Here is a 14,900-nt window from a genome sequence, read left to right as displayed (position 1 = left end):
GCGCAGGTTGGCCTCGATCATCTCCTTCTTGGCGTCGCGGCTGGCGCGTTCGCCGGCGTTCATGTTCTTGTTGATTTCTTTCAGGTCTTCCAGGGGCACCACCGCCTTGGATTGGATGTCGATCAACTTTTGCTGCAGTTCCTGGATGGCGGGTAGGTTGCGGCCCATCACGGCGCTGTAGGGCTTGCTGCCAGCGGCTTCCTTTTCCGCCCATTTGAGGTTCAGGGCATTGGGCGGGAAGACCTTGATGAATTGGTCTTGGGGCATGCCACAGCGGTCCACCACGATGCGGCGCAGTTCGCGCTCGAACTTGCGCACGTCGTCAACCTGCGAGCGCAAGATGTCGCACAGGCGCTCGATGGTTTTGACCGTGAAGCGCAGCGTCATCATTTCCGCGCTGATGGCAGCTTGCGCCTTGTTGTACGAGCTGCTCTTGTAGCCGTCCTTCTCGAAGGCCTTGCGCATCTTGTCGAAGTTGGCGGCCAAGCTGTCGAACTTGACCAGGGCGGCGTTCTTCAGCTCTTCGAGCTTTTTGGTCAGCGCCTTCGAGCCGCCGTTGCCGTCGTCGTCGTCTTCCTCGTCGAACTCGTCGAAGTCCTCTTCGGCCACGTAGTCGTCGGCCTCGTCGTCGCTCACGAAGCCGTCGACGACATCGGAGATCTGCATCTCGCCAGCGCGGATCTTTCCGGCCAACGCGAGGATTTCGGCGATCGTGGTGGGGCTGGCGCTGATGGCCAGCATCATGGCCTGCAGGCCGCCTTCGATGCGCTTGGCGATTTCGATTTCGCCTTCGCGCGTCAACAATTCGACCGAGCCCATTTCGCGCATGTACATGCGCACCGGGTCGGTGGTGCGGCCGAACTCGCTGTCCACGGTCGAGAGGGCGGCTTCCGCGGCTTCCTCGGCTTCTTCTTCAGACGCGGCGGCGGTGCTCTGGCCGCTGATCAGCAGCGTGGCGGCGTCGGGTGCTTGCTCGTACACGGCGATGCCCATGTCGTTGAGCATCGACACGATTGCTTCGAGGATCTCCTCGTTGATCAGCTTCTCGGGCAAGTGGTCGTTGATCTCCTGGTGCGTCAGGAAACCCCGCGTCTTGCCCATCTTGATGAGGGTCTTGAGCTCATGGCGGCGCTTGGCCACTTCCTCTTCGGTGAGCTGCGTGTCGTCCAGGCCGAATTCGCGCATCAGCGCGCGCTCTTTGGCGCGGCTGACCTTCATGCGCAAGGGCTTGGCGGCCTCTTCGGTGGCGACTTCGGCCTCAGCTTCGGGCTCACCCTCAAGCTCGGCGTCGATGTCGGCGAGGTCGATGTCCTCTTCTTCGGCGTCCGCCTTTTTGGCCTTAGGCGACTCGGTGGCCGCCTTGGGTTTGCGGCCGCGTTTGGGTTTGTCGTCCTCGACAGCCGCGGCCTTGACCGCGGGTTTGGCAACTGCCTTCCCTGCCTTGCCGGCCTTGGTGTCCGTCTCAGCGGCGGGGGCCTTGCTGGCGGCAGATGGGGCGGGAGCGGGGGCGGCTTTCTTGGCGGGCATGCAATTCCTTGGGGCGGGCTGAGGGTGTACAGCGGCTAACCCTCTATTTTACCGTCATGAGGACCTGGCGCCGTCGCGCGGTGTCCTGCGCCCGCGGTCAATCTTGAGCGACGGGAGGCAACGCCGCCGGCTGGAAGAAGCCGGTGCGCCCCAGGCGTTCGATCAACACGTCCAGGTCGCTGGCGGGTGACTCCAACTGGGCTTGTGCGTCGAGCGCCGCCATCGTGAGATGGGGCAGTTCTTCGAGGTTCGCCAGGGCGTGCTCGTCGGCCGACAAGAGCGGGCGCAGCGCGGCCCAGGCCAGGGGGCCATGGTCAGCAACCGTGCGATCGAGCCAACCCAGCACGCGCGCATGGGCGGTGTCGCGCTGCAGCAGTTTGTCGTGCTGGTCGGGGGTGAGGCGCTCCCACCACGCGGCGTTGACCAGCAGCAGTCGCAGCAGTTGATCCTCTGGGGTCGGGGCCCGGAGCGTCCCGCGTGGGCGCCAGGGTGCGGGAGCGCGGGGGCGGCGAGGGCGTGGGTCGTCTACATCGCCTTGGCCCGGCCGGGGGGCAGGCGAATCGGCCGCGGCGTTGGCCATCACCTCGGTGTCGTGCACGCGCGCCAGATGCGCCACTTCGCCCACCAACTGACGTTGCAGCAGGCCGGCCGGCAGCAACGCCAGCAGCGGCCTGGCTTGGGCGATGAGGCGTGCACGGCCCTCGGGGGTATCGAGCCGACAGCCTTCGCCCGCCACATCGAGCAGGTGCTGTGACAGCGGCTTGGCGGTTTCGATCAGGGACTCGAAGGCCTCAGCCCCGTGCTCTCGAACGTAGGAGTCGGGGTCGTGCTCGGTCGGCAAGAACAGAAAACGGGCGATGCGCCGCTCGCTGAGGTGGGGCAGGGCGGACTGCAAGGCGCGGCTGGCCGCTTTGCGACCGGCGGTGTCGCCATCGAAGCTGAAGACGATGTGTTCGGTGAATCGAAACAACTTGCCCACTTGCTCGGTCGTGCAGGCCGTCCCCAATGTGGCCACGGCGTGAGCGATGCCGTGCTGCGCCAAGGCCACGACGTCCATGTAGCCCTCCACCACCAGGGCCAAGCCCCGTTGGCGGATGGCGGTGCGGGCTTCGTACAGCCCGTACAACTCGGTGCCTTTGGAGTACACCGGGGTTTCGGGTGAGTTCAGGTATTTCGGCTCGCCGCGGTCAAGAACGCGCCCGCCGAATCCAATGACTTCGCCGCCCACATTTCGTATGGGAAACATGATGCGATCGCGAAAACGGTCGTACCGTTTGTCGCGCTCGCCCTGGGCTTCGCCTTGGATGACGAGGCCGGCGTTTTCAAGATCGGGGTCGTCGTATTTGGGAAAGCAGCGTGACAGCGCGCGCCAGCCCTCCGGGGCGTAGCCCAGGCCAAATCGTGCAGCGATCTGGCCGGTGAGGCCACGTTGGCGCAGGTACTCCACGGCGCGTGGGGTTTGCCTGAGCTGTTGACGGTAATGGGCCGCCGCTTGCGCCAGTAATTCGCTCAAGCTGGCGCGTTTGAGTTTGGCTTGCTCGGATTGCGCTCTTTGTTCGGGGCTCCGGGTGTCGTTGGGCACCTCCAACCCGGCGCGCCGGGCCAACTCTTGCACGGCATCGATGAAACCCAAGCCCTGATGGTCCATCATGAATCGCAGGGCATCCCCGTGGGCGCCGCAGCCGAAACAGTGGTAGGTCTGGCGCGAGGGGGTGACGTGAAACGAGGGGGTTTTCTCGCCGTGAAAGGGGCACAAGCCTTTGAGGCTGGCGCCGGACTTCTTGAGATTCACGTGGGCGCCCACCACGTCCACGATGTCGATGCGCTGGAGCAGCAGGGGGATGAAGTCGGGCGGAATCACGAGCGCAGTCTACGTGGCGCGCCCAAAAAAAAGCCCGGCTGCGGCCGGGCTGGGATGGCAAGGCGCCAGGGTTCAGACGGCGAAGTCTTGCAGCTGGGCGCCGCCGGCCAGCGCGGCCTTGAGCCACTTGGGTTGCAGGCCGCGGCCGCTCCAGGTTTCTCCGGTGGCCTTGTTGCGGTACTTGGCGGGCACCTTGCCCGTGGGCTTGGCGGCAGCGCGGGTGCGGCCGGACAGGTCGGCAGCGGAGATGCCGAACTGCGCCATCAGGGACTTGATTTGGGCGATGGCGGCCGAGCGGTCGCGGTTCTTGGTTTCTTCGATTTGCTGGTCGAGCGCTGCGCGCTGTGCCATCAGCTCTTGCAAACTGGCCATGATTCACCTCGATTTGTTTGGGATGGAGCGCCGCTGAGCAGCAGGCGCTGTCATGATAATCAAATCATCGGAAATCGGCAAACAGGGATTATTTGAATCCCGCTTGGTCCAGCATTTGCTGGACCTTGACCGTGTTTTTCGCGACGGCGGCCACGGGGATGGTTTCCCGCTTGAAGCTGCCAAAGGGTTGCAAGGCGGCATTGTTCATGGGCGGGCCAGCCACGGTGGGCCATTCGTTATTGCCGTTGGCGAAGTAGGCTTGGGCTTGGGGACTGGCCAAGTATTCGAGAAAGCGTTGGGCAGCAGCCGGATTCCGGGCGTGGCGCGCCATGGCTCCGCCGGCGATGTTCATGTGCGTGCCAAAGCTGGCTTGGTTGGGCATGACCGCGCCGACTTTCTCCACCACGGCTTGGTCCTCGGGTTTGGATGACAGAACCAAGCGGGCCCAGTAGTACGAATTGGTCAATGCCACCTGGCATTCCCCGCTGGCCACGGCCCGAATCTGGTCGGTGTCACCGCCCTTGGGGGCGCGGGCCATGTTGGTGACCACACCTTGCAGCCAGGTTTGCAGGGCGGCGCTGCCCCAGTGCTCGTTCAGGGCGCCGAACAGGCTGAGGTTGTAGGGGTGAGAGCCCGAGCGCGTGCAGACCTTGCCCTTGAGTTTCGGGTCGGCCAAGTCTTCGTAGCGCGCCACGTCGGCGCGGCTCAGGCTGGCCTTGTTGAACACGATCATGCGAGCCCGCGTCGAAAACCCCCACCAGGCGGTGCCGTTGGGGCCGGCTTCGGCCCGGTATTGGGCGGGAATGGCGGCTTCCAGCGCGGCGGACTTGAACGGGCGGAACAGGCCGTCGCGCTCGGCCTGTGCGAGCCGGGCGGCATCCACGAGCAAGATCACATCGGCCGGGCTCGCGGCACCCTCGGTCTTGAGTCGGGCCAACAGACCGGCGTCGTCGGTGTCGACGCGGTTGATCTTGATGCCTGTGGCCTTGGTGAAGTTGGTGTACAGCGCCTCGTCGGTCTGGTAATGGCGGGCGGAGTACAGGTTCAGCACGTCCTCTTGGGCGGCTACGGGCAGGGACACAAGGGCCAGCCCCAGCCCTGTGGCGATGGGTAGGGCGGCGCGGCGGGTGAGTTTCATGCGGGCTCCTGAAGCAGAAGCCTGCATCTTACCGCAAATGCGAATAATTCGCGTTTGATATTTGGGCGCTGGTCAACCCGCGGGCGGCACAAAGCCAGCGGGGGCCTCAGCGCCGCCACCGAAGAAGAACTGTTCCAACTGCCGGGTCAGGTACTGGCGGGCACGCAGGTCGGCCAAATTCAGGCGGTTTTCATTGACCAGCATGGTCTGGTGCTTGATCCAGGCCTGCCACGCCTCCTTGCTGACCTCGTTGTACAAGCGTTGACCCAAGGCGTTGGGCATGGGCGGGAAGTCGAGGCCTTCGGCTTCCTTTTTCAGGTAAGTGCATTGAACGATGCGGGCCATGGCGGCCTCCTTGCGGTGCTGGAAACGGCGCGGACTGTAGCGACAGGGCTCAAACCAAGGGCTTGACGAGGACTTGCGAGCGGCGGTCCCAGTTGTACTTGCGCTTGCGCTCTTCGGGCAGCCACTCGGGGTCGACCTGCTGGAAGCCGCGCTTGATGAACCAATGCATGGTGCGCGTGGTCAGCACGAAGAGGCTTTTGAGGCCCATGGCCTTGGCGCGCTGTTCGATGCGCTTGAGCAGGCGCTCGCCGTCGCCCTGGCCTTGGCTCAGCGGACTGACCGTGAGGGCCGCCATCTCGGCCGTGCCGGCTTCCACGTAGGGGTAGAGGGCGGCGCAGCCGAAGATGACGCCGTCGTGTTCGACGATGGTGTAGTGGTCGATGTCGCGCTCGATCTCGGTGCGGTCGCGCTTGACCAGGGCGCCTTCGCGCTCGAAAGGCTCGATGAGCGCGATGAGGCTGGAGACGTCGTCGCTGGTCGCCTCGCGCAGGCTCTCCAGCTTCTCGTCAACGAGCATGGTGCCGATGCCGTCGTGGGTGTAGACCTCTTGCAGCAGTGCACCGTCCACGCTGAAGGGCAGGATGTGCGAGCGGTCCACCCCTGCGCGGCAAGCGCGCACGCAGTGGCGCAGGTAGAAGCCAGGGTCGGTGGGCAGCGCGGGCTCGGGCCAGCGGGCCAGCAGGCGTTCGGCGTCGGCCAGGGCCAGTTCGGTGTCGATCGCGCTGGTGGGGTCGTCGGGCTGCTCGTGGATGCCCGGCGTTTCGGTCATGAAGATCAGCTTGTCGGCCTGCAGCGCGATGGCCGTGGCCGTGGCCACGTCTTCCATCGTCAGGTTGAAGGCCTCGCCCGTGGGCGAGAAGCCGAAGGGCGACAGCAGCACCAGCGCGCCGGCGTTCAGGGCGTTTTGAATGCCCACCCCGTCCACCCGGCGCACGTAGCCGCTGTGCTCGTGGTCGATGCCGTCGATGATCCCAACGGGCTTGGCGGTCAGGAAGTTACCGCTGACCACGCGCAGCGTGGCGTTGGCCATGGGCGTGTTGGGCAGGCCCTGGCTGAAGGCGGCTTCGATTTCGAAGCGCAACTGGCCGGCGGCCTCTTGGGCGCAGTCCAGGGCCACGGCGTCGGTCACGCGAAGGCCGCGGTGGTACTTGGCGGGGTGGCCCTTGAGGCGCAACTGCTCGTCCACCTGGGGCCGGAAGCCGTGCACCAGCACGATGCGAATGCCCATGGCGTGCATCAAGGCCAGGTCTTGGGCGAAGCTGCTGAGCTTGCCGGCGGCGATCATTTCGCCCGCCATGCCCACCACGAAGGTCTCGCCCCGGTAGGCGTGGATGTAGGGCGCCACGGCTCGGAACCAGGGCACGAAGGTGTGGGGAAAGACGAGGCCGCTCATGGGGTGTGATTGTGCCGACAGCCCTTGGGCCAGAGACAATGCGCGCCGCCATGAACGACCGCACCCCCGACAGCCGGCGCGCCCCGCCGGCTGTTTCCGTTTCGCCGCTGCCCCCGATCACCTTTCCCGAGAGCCTGCCCGTCAGCGCGCGGCGGGAGGAGATCGCGCAGGCCATGCGCGAGCACCAAGTCGTCATCGTGTGCGGCGAGACCGGCTCGGGCAAGACCACGCAGTTGCCCAAGATCGCGCTGGCCCTGGGCCGCGGCACGGGCAACGGGGGCAAGCTCATCGGCCACACCCAGCCGCGGCGCCTGGCGGCCACCAGCGTGGCCAAGCGCATTGCCGAGGAGCTGAACTCGCCGCTGGGCGAGGTGGTGGGCTACAAGATCCGCTTCAACGACCGGCTTACCGCCGGTGCTTCGGTCAAGCTGATGACCGATGGCATTTTGCTGGCGGAAACGCAGACCGACCCGCTGCTCAAGCGCTACGACACCCTCATCATCGACGAGGCCCACGAGCGCAGCCTGAACATCGACTTCCTGCTGGGCTACCTGAAACAGATCCTGCCGCGGCGGCCGGACCTGAAGATTGTCGTGACCTCGGCCACCATCGACGCCGACCGTTTCGCCAAGCACTTCGAGAGCCGGCGTGGTCCGGCGCCGGTCATCCAGGTGAGCGGCCGCCTGTTCCCGGTGGAGCAGCGCTGGCGGCCTTTCGAGGAAAAGCGCGACTATGGCGTGGCCGACGCCGTGCGCGACGCCGTGGACGAGTTGTGGCGCACCGCCGGCCCGGGCGACTGCTTGGTGTTCCTGCCGGGCGAGCGCGAGATCCGCGACGTGGCCGAGACCCTGCGCGGCCACCACCCGCCCGGTGTGGAGGTGCTGCCCCTGTTTGCGCGCCTGAGCCAGGCCGACCAGGACAAGGTCTTCCAGCCCCACGGCGCCCCGCGCATCGTGTTGGCCACCAACGTGGCCGAAACCTCGCTGACCGTGCCGGGCATCCGCTATGTGGTCGATCCCGGCACGGCCCGGGTGAAGCGCTACAGCTACCGCAACAAGGTCGAGCAGCTGCAGATCGAGCCCGTGAGCCAGGCCGCGGCCAACCAGCGCGCTGGCCGTTGCGGGCGGGTCAGCAACGGCATTTGCGTGCGCCTGTACGACGACAAGGAGTTCGCCCAGCGCCCGCGCTTCACCGACCCCGAAATCCTGCGCAGCAGCCTCGCCGGGGTGATCTTGCGCATGAAGAGCCTGCGCCTGGGCGCGGTGGAGGACTTCCCCTTCCTGGAGGCGCCGCCTGGCAAAGCGATTGCCGACGGCTACCAGCTCTTGGCCGAGCTGGGCGCCGTGGACGACGCCAACGAACTCACCGCCATCGGCAAAGAACTGGCCCGCCTGCCGCTGGACCCGCGCGTGGGTCGCATGCTGTTGGCCGCGCGCGACCAGCAGTGCCTGAACGAGATGCTGGTGATCGCCTCCAGCTTGTCCAGCCAAGACGTGCGCGACCGCCCGCCCGAACAACAGCAGCAGGCCGACGCCAAGCACAAGCCCTTCGACGACGAGCGGAGCGAGTTCAGCGGCCTGCTGAAGCTGTGGAGGTGGTTGCAAGACGTGCGCGGGGGCGACGGCGAGCACAAGCTCAGCCATCGCAAAACCGAAGCCAAGCTGCGCGAGCACTTCATCAGCCCCCGCCGCGTGCGCGAGTGGCGCGACGTGCACCAGCAGCTGCACACCGTGGTGGCCGAACAAGGCTGGCGGCTCAACGGCAGTGAGGCCACCTACGAGCAACTGCACCGCGCGCTGCTCACCGGCTTGCTGGGCAACATCGGCCTGAAGAGCGAAACCGACGACAAGGGCGATCAAGGGGCCTGCCTCGGCGCCCGCGGCATCAAGTTCTGGCCGTGGCCGGGCGCGCACCTGAGCAAGAAGCCCGGGCGTTGGATCGTGGCGGCCGAGCTGGTCGAAACCACGCGACTGTGGGGCCGAGGCTTGGCGAACATCGACCCGCAGTGGGTGCTGTCGCAGTGCGGGCACCTCCTCAAAACGAGTTTGAGCGAGCCGCACTGGGAGAAGAAGGCCGGCGAGGTGATCGCGCTGGAGCGCGGCACGCTGTACGGCCTGACCCTGTACCAGGGCAAACGGGTGAACTTCGGTCGCGTCGACCCGGCCGCCGCCCGCGAGATCTTCATCCGCGAGGCCCTGGTGGGCGGTGAGATCGACTCGGCCTTGCCCTTTTTGGCGCACAACGCCAAACGCATTGCCGAGGTGGAGAAGCTGGAGCACAAGAGCCGCCGGCAGGACGTGCTGGTGGACGACAGCCTGATCGCCGCGTTTTACGACGCCCAGATCCCGCCGGAGGTCTGCAGCACGGCCAGCTTGGAAAAGTGGTACCGCCAGGCGGCCAAAGAGTCGCCGAAGCTGCTGCACTTCAGCCGCGAGGAGCTGATGCGCCACGAGGCGGCCGGCATCACCAGCGACGCCTTTCCCAAGATGCTGCGCTTGGGCGGCGTGGACTGCCGCTGCGACTACCTGCACGAGCCGGGGGATGCGCGCGACGGCCTGACCGTGACGGTGCCGGTTTTCGTGCTCAACCGTGTGAGCGAGGCAGCTTGTGAATGGTTGGTGCCTGGGCTGCTGGAGGCCAAGGTCTTGGCGCTGGTGAAGAGCTTGCCCCAAAAGCCCCGCGCGCGGCTGGCCCCGGTGCCCGCTTTTGTGGCCGACTTCATCGGCGCCACCCCCTTCGGCGAGGGCGCGCTGGTCGACGTGCTGCTGGCCGCGGTCAAGGCCAAGGTGCAGTTGCCGCTGACCCGCGCCGACTTCAAGTTGGAGCTGCTCAGCCCGCACCTGTTCATGAACCTGCGCGTGGTGGACGAACACGGCCGTCAGCTCGGCATGGGCCGCAACCTGGCGGGCTTGAAGGCCGAGTTCAGCGGCTTGGCCCGCAGCAGCTTTCAAGCGCTGGCGGCCCTGAAAGCCACCGCGCCAGCCTCGTCTGAGGCAGCCGCCGATGCCCCCTTGCGCAAGCCGCCAGTGGCATCGCCTGTCGCCCCAGCGCCCAGCGGCCTGGACGCCGCGCAGCGCTACACCGACTGGACTTTCGGGGAGTTGCCCGAGCTGCTGGAGATCCGCAAGGGCGGCGCGGCCCTCATCGGCTTTCCGGCGCTGATCGACCAAGGCACGCACGTCGAAGTCGAGGTGTTCGACGAGCCCGAGGCGGCCCTGGCGCAGCACCGCAAAGGGCTGATTCGCTTGTTCGCGTTGCAGCTCAAGGAGCCCCTGAAGTACCTGGAAAAGACCCTGGGGCAGGAGTTGGTCACCATGGGGGTGGCCTACATGCCCTTGGGCACGGTGGACGAATTGCGCGCCCAGGTGCAAGCGGTGGCCGTGGATCGCGCTTTTTTGGGCGAACCTTGGCCCACCGATGCCACGCGCTTTCAAGCGCGATTGGCCGAGGGCCGTGGGCGTTTGAACCTCATCGCCCAAGAGGTGGCTCGGCAAACCGGCGTGGTGCTGCTGGAGTTCCAGGCCGCGCAGCGCAAGATCAAGGACGCCAAGGGCTTGCCCAAGGACCTGGCCGACGACCTTCAGGCCCAACTGGCCCGCTTGATGCCCAAGCATTTCGTCATGCAAACGCCGTGGAACCAGTGGCAGCACCTGCCGCGCTACCTCAAGGCCATCCAATTGAGGCTGGACAAATGGCGCTTGGATGCGCCGCGCGACGCCAAGCTGCTGGCGGAACTGAGGCCCTTGGAGCAACGCTGGCAGCGCCGGATGGCCGAGCTGCGTGGCACGCGAGACCCGCGAATGGACGAGTTCCGCTGGCAGCTGGAAGAACTTCGGGTGGGCTTGTTTGCGCAGGAATTGCGCACCCCTCAGCCGGTCAGTGTCAAGCGGCTGGAGAAGGTCTGGTCGGCGCTTTTGTGATCCAGGGCGTGGTGGCGCTGCGCCACATCCGCGCCAATCCGGGTGTGGGCGCGACGCCGGCGAGGGTTTAATGGTGGCGTTGTTGTTCGTCCTTCCATGAGCGCAGCTGCCATCCCTCCCGCCGCTTCGACGGTCCGTCGCCTCGGTCCATACCTCCTCAAGGCTCTGCTGGGCAAGAGCGAGCGCAGCATGCTTTGGCATGTGGAGGACGAGCGCGTCCGTCAAGAGCGACTGTTGCTCATGCCGCGCAAACTGCCGGTGGACGAAGCGGCTTGGCTGTCTGCCGCCCGGGCTGCGCAGCGCGTGACCCACCCCGGCTTGGCGCCCGTCGTCGATGTCGGCTTGCTGGACGGGCACGGTTTCGTGGCCTACGAGCGGGCGCTGGGATTGACCTTGGACGAGCGCCTCAGTCGTCATCGCTTGCCGCCGCCCGCCGATGCGGCCCAGTGGGCGGCCCAGGCGGCACAAGGCCTTGCAGCCTTGCACGAGGCCGGGCATGTGCTGGGCGACGTTCAACCGTACCAGTGGCTCATCCCGGGGGACGGTCACGCCGTCTTGCTGGGCGTGGGCTTGATGGGGGCGGTGCCGGGTGCTGACGCCGAGGCGCGTCAGGTTCAGCGCGCGGAGGCGGCCGAGGAGGTCCTCTGCCTGGGCTTGCTGCTCAACCGCTTGATGGGTGGCGCCGCCCCGTTGGAGACCACCGACCCGCGAGCGGTTCTGCGCCGCATCCCTCCCCATGGGCAGGACTTCGTGCGTTTGGGCCACAGCGCGGCGCATCCCATCCCCGAGCCGCTGCGCGCCATCTGCAACCGGGCCACCGCCACGCAGCCTTTGCAGCGCTACCCCAGCGCCCGGGCCAGGGCCCGGGCGCTGGAGGCATGGGTCGATCACGACCGCCACCCGCAAGGCGGGACGGTGGGGCAGTTGCTGGACAAGCTGCAGCGGTTTGGCGGTCTGCCCGTCACCCGGCCCGAGGCCGTGAAGCAGGTGCAGGCGGGGGGGCTGGAGCGGCTGCACCGGGGTGCGCTGGCCGACTTGGTGCTGCAGGATTTGGCCCTCAGTTTCGAGCTGCTGCGTCGCGTCAATCACACCCGGTTGCGAGAAGGTCGTGCGGCCTTCGGCACCGTGTTGAGTGTGCAGCGCGCCTTGGCCCTGCTGGGATTGAAAGAGGTGGCTCAGGCGGCTTCGGCATTGCGGCCGTGGCCCGGCGTGCTCGCGCCGGAGCGGCTCCTCAACCTGCGCTTGGCCCTGGCCAGGGCGCACAAGGCCGCCGATGTGGCGCAAGCCCTGGCCCCAGCTGGCTACGAGCCCGAAGTGGTCCGGTTGGTGACGTACACCCAGAGCCTGGGGCGGCTGATGCTGCAATACCACTTGGCCGACGAGTCCGACCAAATCGAACGCCTGATGCAGCCTCCACCACCCACTGATGCACAGCCCCACCCGTCCGGCATGAGCGAGCCGCAGGCGGCGTTCGCCGTGCTCGGCTGCGACCTCGGGGCCCTGACGATGGCCACCCTGCGGGCATGGGGACTGGCCGACGGGCTGCACGCGATGGCGACCCGTCCCGACCCCGACAGCCCCATCCACACCCCCAACAGCGACGCCGAGACCCTGCGCTTGTGCGCGGCCATGGCCACGGATTTGGTCGATGCCTTGGCCCTGCCCATGCCCCGGCGGCGTCAGGCCATCGACGCTGCCGTTCGGCGTTTTGCCCGGCCCTTGGGGCTCAAGCTGCACGACGTGCATCTGGCCCTCTACCCGGAGGCGGCGCAAGTCGCCGTCGACCGGACGTGGGCATGAAGACGCTGGGCCGCTTCGAACTGCAACGCGAACTCGGGCGTGGCGCGCAGGCCGTGGTCTGGCTGGCGCACGACCCCCGACTCGATCGCGACGTGGCACTCAAGGTCATGGCCCCCGGTGCGGGGCAGGCCACCGTGGACCAGTGGTTGCAGGAGGGGCGTGCCGTCAGCCGCCTGAGCCATCCCGGCATCGTGCAGGTCTTCGAAGCCGACGTCATCGAAGGCAAGCCGGTGCTGGTGTTCGAGTTGGTCAATGGCGGCACTTTGTTGCCCTTGCTGCGCCAGGCCCCGTTGCCGGCCCGTCGCGCCGTGGATTTGATGGTGGGCGTGCTCGATGCCTTGGTCGCAGCGCATGCAGCTGGGGTCGTGCATCGGGATCTGAAGCCCAGCAACATCCTCTTGGATCCGCAGGGTCGGCCCCGGGTGACGGACTTCGGCATCGCCGCGCGCGTGACCGATGCCAAGGCCGCCGCCATCGTTGGCACGCCCAGCTACATCAGCCCTGAGGCGGGGCGAGGCGAGCCGCCTCACCCGCGCATGGACGTGTTTGCTGTGGCGATCATGCTGGCCGAGTTGCTGAGTGGTCGGCGCGTCAACCACGACGCCGATCCCATGCGCTGCTTGCATCGCGTGCTCAACGAGGACCTGACCTTGCCCGACATGCCGGTGGGGGAGGTCGATGATGAGTTGCGGCGCATCGTGCAGCGGGGCATGATCCGGGACCCCGAAGCGCGATGGCCCAGTGCGGCCGCCATGCGCGACGCCCTGCTCGAGTGGCTGCAAGGTCCTGAAGTCGAGACCGCGCCCAGCAGCGAGTCCCGTGCGGCCGCGCTCGAGTTCCTGATGCGACGGATGCGCGCCAAGGCCGACTTCCCGGGCTTTTCCTCCTCCATCGCTCGCATCCAGCGGGTGACCCAAAACGACAAAGAGAGCGTCTCAGGCCTGTCCAATGAGATCCTCAAGGACGTGGCGCTGACCAACAAACTGCTGCGACTGGTCAACACCGCGCAGTTTCGCCACGCTGGGGGTGGCACCATCAGCACGATCAGTCGCGCGGTCGCGCTGATCGGCTTTGCCGGGGTGCGCAACCTGGCGCTCAGCTTGGTGTTGCTTGAACGCATGCAAGACCGCGGGCATGCCGAGCAACTCAAGACCGAGTTCTTGCGCGGCCTGATGGCTGGCTCCCTGGCGCGTGAGTTTTGCGCGGGGGCGCGCGACGGCGAAGAAATGTTCCTCGGCGCTTTGTTCCAAAACCTGGGCCGCTTGCTGTGTGCCTTCTACTTCCCGGAGGAGGCGCAACAGGTCAGGCGCTTGGTGCGGGACGGCGTTGGCACCCGCGCGGCCGTCACCGAGACGACGGCGTCCACCCGGGTGCTGGGCATCAGCTTCGAGGAATTGGGCTTGGGCGTGGCCAAGCAGTGGGGCTTGCCCGAGCCGCTGACCGCGGTGATGCGGCGTCCCGTGGGTGAAGTGCCTGCCAAGGCCGTGGAGTCCCAGGCCGAGCGGCAACGCTGGCTCTGCCGAGCCGCCAACGACACGGCCGATCTCTTGCTGAATACCCCGCCCGATCAGCTCGAGGCGCCACTCGCGCGCTTGGCCGAGGCCCATGCCAGGATCTTGAAACTGCCGGTGCGGGCGGTTCAGGCGGCGTGCGACGAGGCGCGCAAGCGGCTGGCCAGTCTGGCCGAGGCCATGGAGATCCGCGTCGAGCGACGGTCGATGGCCAAGCGGCTCATGCCCACGGCCGACGCCCCGGCCTTCGAGACCTCCACCTTGGTGCTGGGCATCGACGATGCGGCCATGGAGTTGGCCACCTCCGTGTTGCCCCCCGAAGCCCCGCCGCCGCTCTTGGCCGACGATCCCGCAGAGCGCCGCGCCAAGGCCGCCCAGCACCTGGCGGCCGGCATCCAGGAGATCACCGATGCCATGGTCGAGTCCCAAGACGTGGGGGCGGTGCTGCGCATGATTCTGGAAACCATCTATCGGGCCCTGGGCCTGCGTCGCGTGGTGCTGGCCCTGAAGGACATGCGCACGCAAACCTTGGTCGGGCGCTTCGGCGTGGGCGAGGGCATCGACCAGGCCGTGCCACAGCTGCGGGTGCCGCTGCGCAGCCCCGCGCAGGGGCTCCCCGATCTGTTCGCCACCGTTTGCCTCAAAGGCGTGGACACGCTGATCAGCGACGCGTCGCAACCCAACATCGCCCAGCGCTTGCCGACTTGGTACGCGCGGGCGCCCTTGCAAGCAGGTTGTTTCCTGTTGTTGCCGCTGATGCACAAAAACGCCCCGGTCGGCCTGATCTACGCCGACCAAGCCGATCCAGGTGCGATCCACCTGAGCGAGCGGGAACTGTCGCTGCTGCGCACCCTGCGCAACCAAGCCGTGATGGCGTTCCGGCAAAACGCCGGTTGAGCTTCAAGCGCCGCCTGAAAGCAAAAGCGCGCGATCCCGTGGGCATCGCGCGCTGCGGCTGAACAAGGTGACGACCCTGACCTCGGCACTGGTTGCAACGCTGAGGGCTGCTTGGTTCCCCACCTGACCCGGTTGG

The 14,900-nt window shown here is 66.9% G+C and carries 9 protein-coding genes; 3 read left to right on the top strand and 6 right to left on the bottom strand.

Annotated features, from left to right (window positions below):
* The 6 genes from O9335_RS05640 to argA all read right to left on the bottom strand — a co-directional run.
* On the bottom strand, positions 1-1,527 hold a 1,527-nt coding region (locus O9335_RS05640), incomplete at its 3' end, for an RNA polymerase sigma factor region1.1 domain-containing protein (protein WP_298384824.1).
* A gap of 97 nt (positions 1,528-1,624) precedes the next feature.
* The gene (gene dnaG / locus O9335_RS05635) at positions 1,625-3,388 is read right to left on the bottom strand and encodes a DNA primase (protein ID WP_298384821.1); all 1,764 of its coding nucleotides are present in this window, start codon (positions 3,386-3,388) and stop codon (positions 1,625-1,627) included.
* Positions 3,389-3,460: 72 nt separating this feature from the next.
* Positions 3,461-3,760, bottom strand: coding sequence for an H-NS histone family protein (locus tag O9335_RS05630; RefSeq protein ID WP_298384818.1), 300 nt, complete (start codon positions 3,758-3,760; stop codon positions 3,461-3,463).
* An 88-nt stretch (positions 3,761-3,848) separates the two neighbouring features.
* Complete coding sequence (locus O9335_RS05625; protein WP_298384815.1) at positions 3,849-4,898, bottom strand: extracellular solute-binding protein; 1,050 nt, start codon at positions 4,896-4,898, stop codon at positions 3,849-3,851.
* A gap of 72 nt (positions 4,899-4,970) precedes the next feature.
* Positions 4,971-5,243 (bottom strand): oxidative damage protection protein, encoded by a 273-nt coding sequence (locus O9335_RS05620; RefSeq protein ID WP_298384813.1) that lies wholly within the window; start codon positions 5,241-5,243, stop codon positions 4,971-4,973.
* A 49-nt stretch (positions 5,244-5,292) separates the two neighbouring features.
* Positions 5,293-6,636: an amino-acid N-acetyltransferase gene (gene argA, locus O9335_RS05615; protein ID WP_298384810.1), complete on the bottom strand. Its 1,344-nt coding sequence runs from the start codon at positions 6,634-6,636 to the stop codon at positions 5,293-5,295.
* 50 nt (positions 6,637-6,686) lie between these two features.
* Here argA and hrpA point away from each other — a divergent pair, with 50 nt between their 5' ends.
* The 3 genes from hrpA to O9335_RS05600 all read left to right on the top strand — a co-directional run bounded on the left by hrpA (position 6,687) and on the right by O9335_RS05600 (position 14,764).
* Positions 6,687-10,556, top strand: a complete 3,870-nt coding sequence (gene hrpA, locus O9335_RS05610; RefSeq protein ID WP_298384807.1) for an ATP-dependent RNA helicase HrpA — start codon at positions 6,687-6,689, stop codon at positions 10,554-10,556.
* 96 nt (positions 10,557-10,652) lie between these two features.
* Positions 10,653-12,356 carry an HDOD domain-containing protein gene (locus O9335_RS05605; RefSeq protein ID WP_298384804.1) on the top strand — a complete coding sequence of 568 codons (1,704 nt, stop codon included), beginning with the start codon at positions 10,653-10,655 and terminating at the stop codon, positions 12,354-12,356.
* A complete protein-coding gene (locus O9335_RS05600) occupies positions 12,353-14,764 on the top strand; it encodes an HDOD domain-containing protein (protein ID WP_298384801.1) in 2,412 nt (803 codons plus the stop codon). The genes O9335_RS05605 and O9335_RS05600 overlap by 4 nt, the downstream gene beginning before the upstream one ends.
* The last annotated feature ends 136 nt before the right edge of the window (positions 14,765-14,900 follow it).

It is taken from the genome of Inhella sp., from assembly GCF_027532025.1.
GTDB lineage: Bacteria > Pseudomonadota > Gammaproteobacteria > Burkholderiales > Burkholderiaceae_C > Inhella.
Note: the sequence above shows the minus strand (reverse complement) of the source record. Positions and strands in the feature narration are given on the sequence as shown.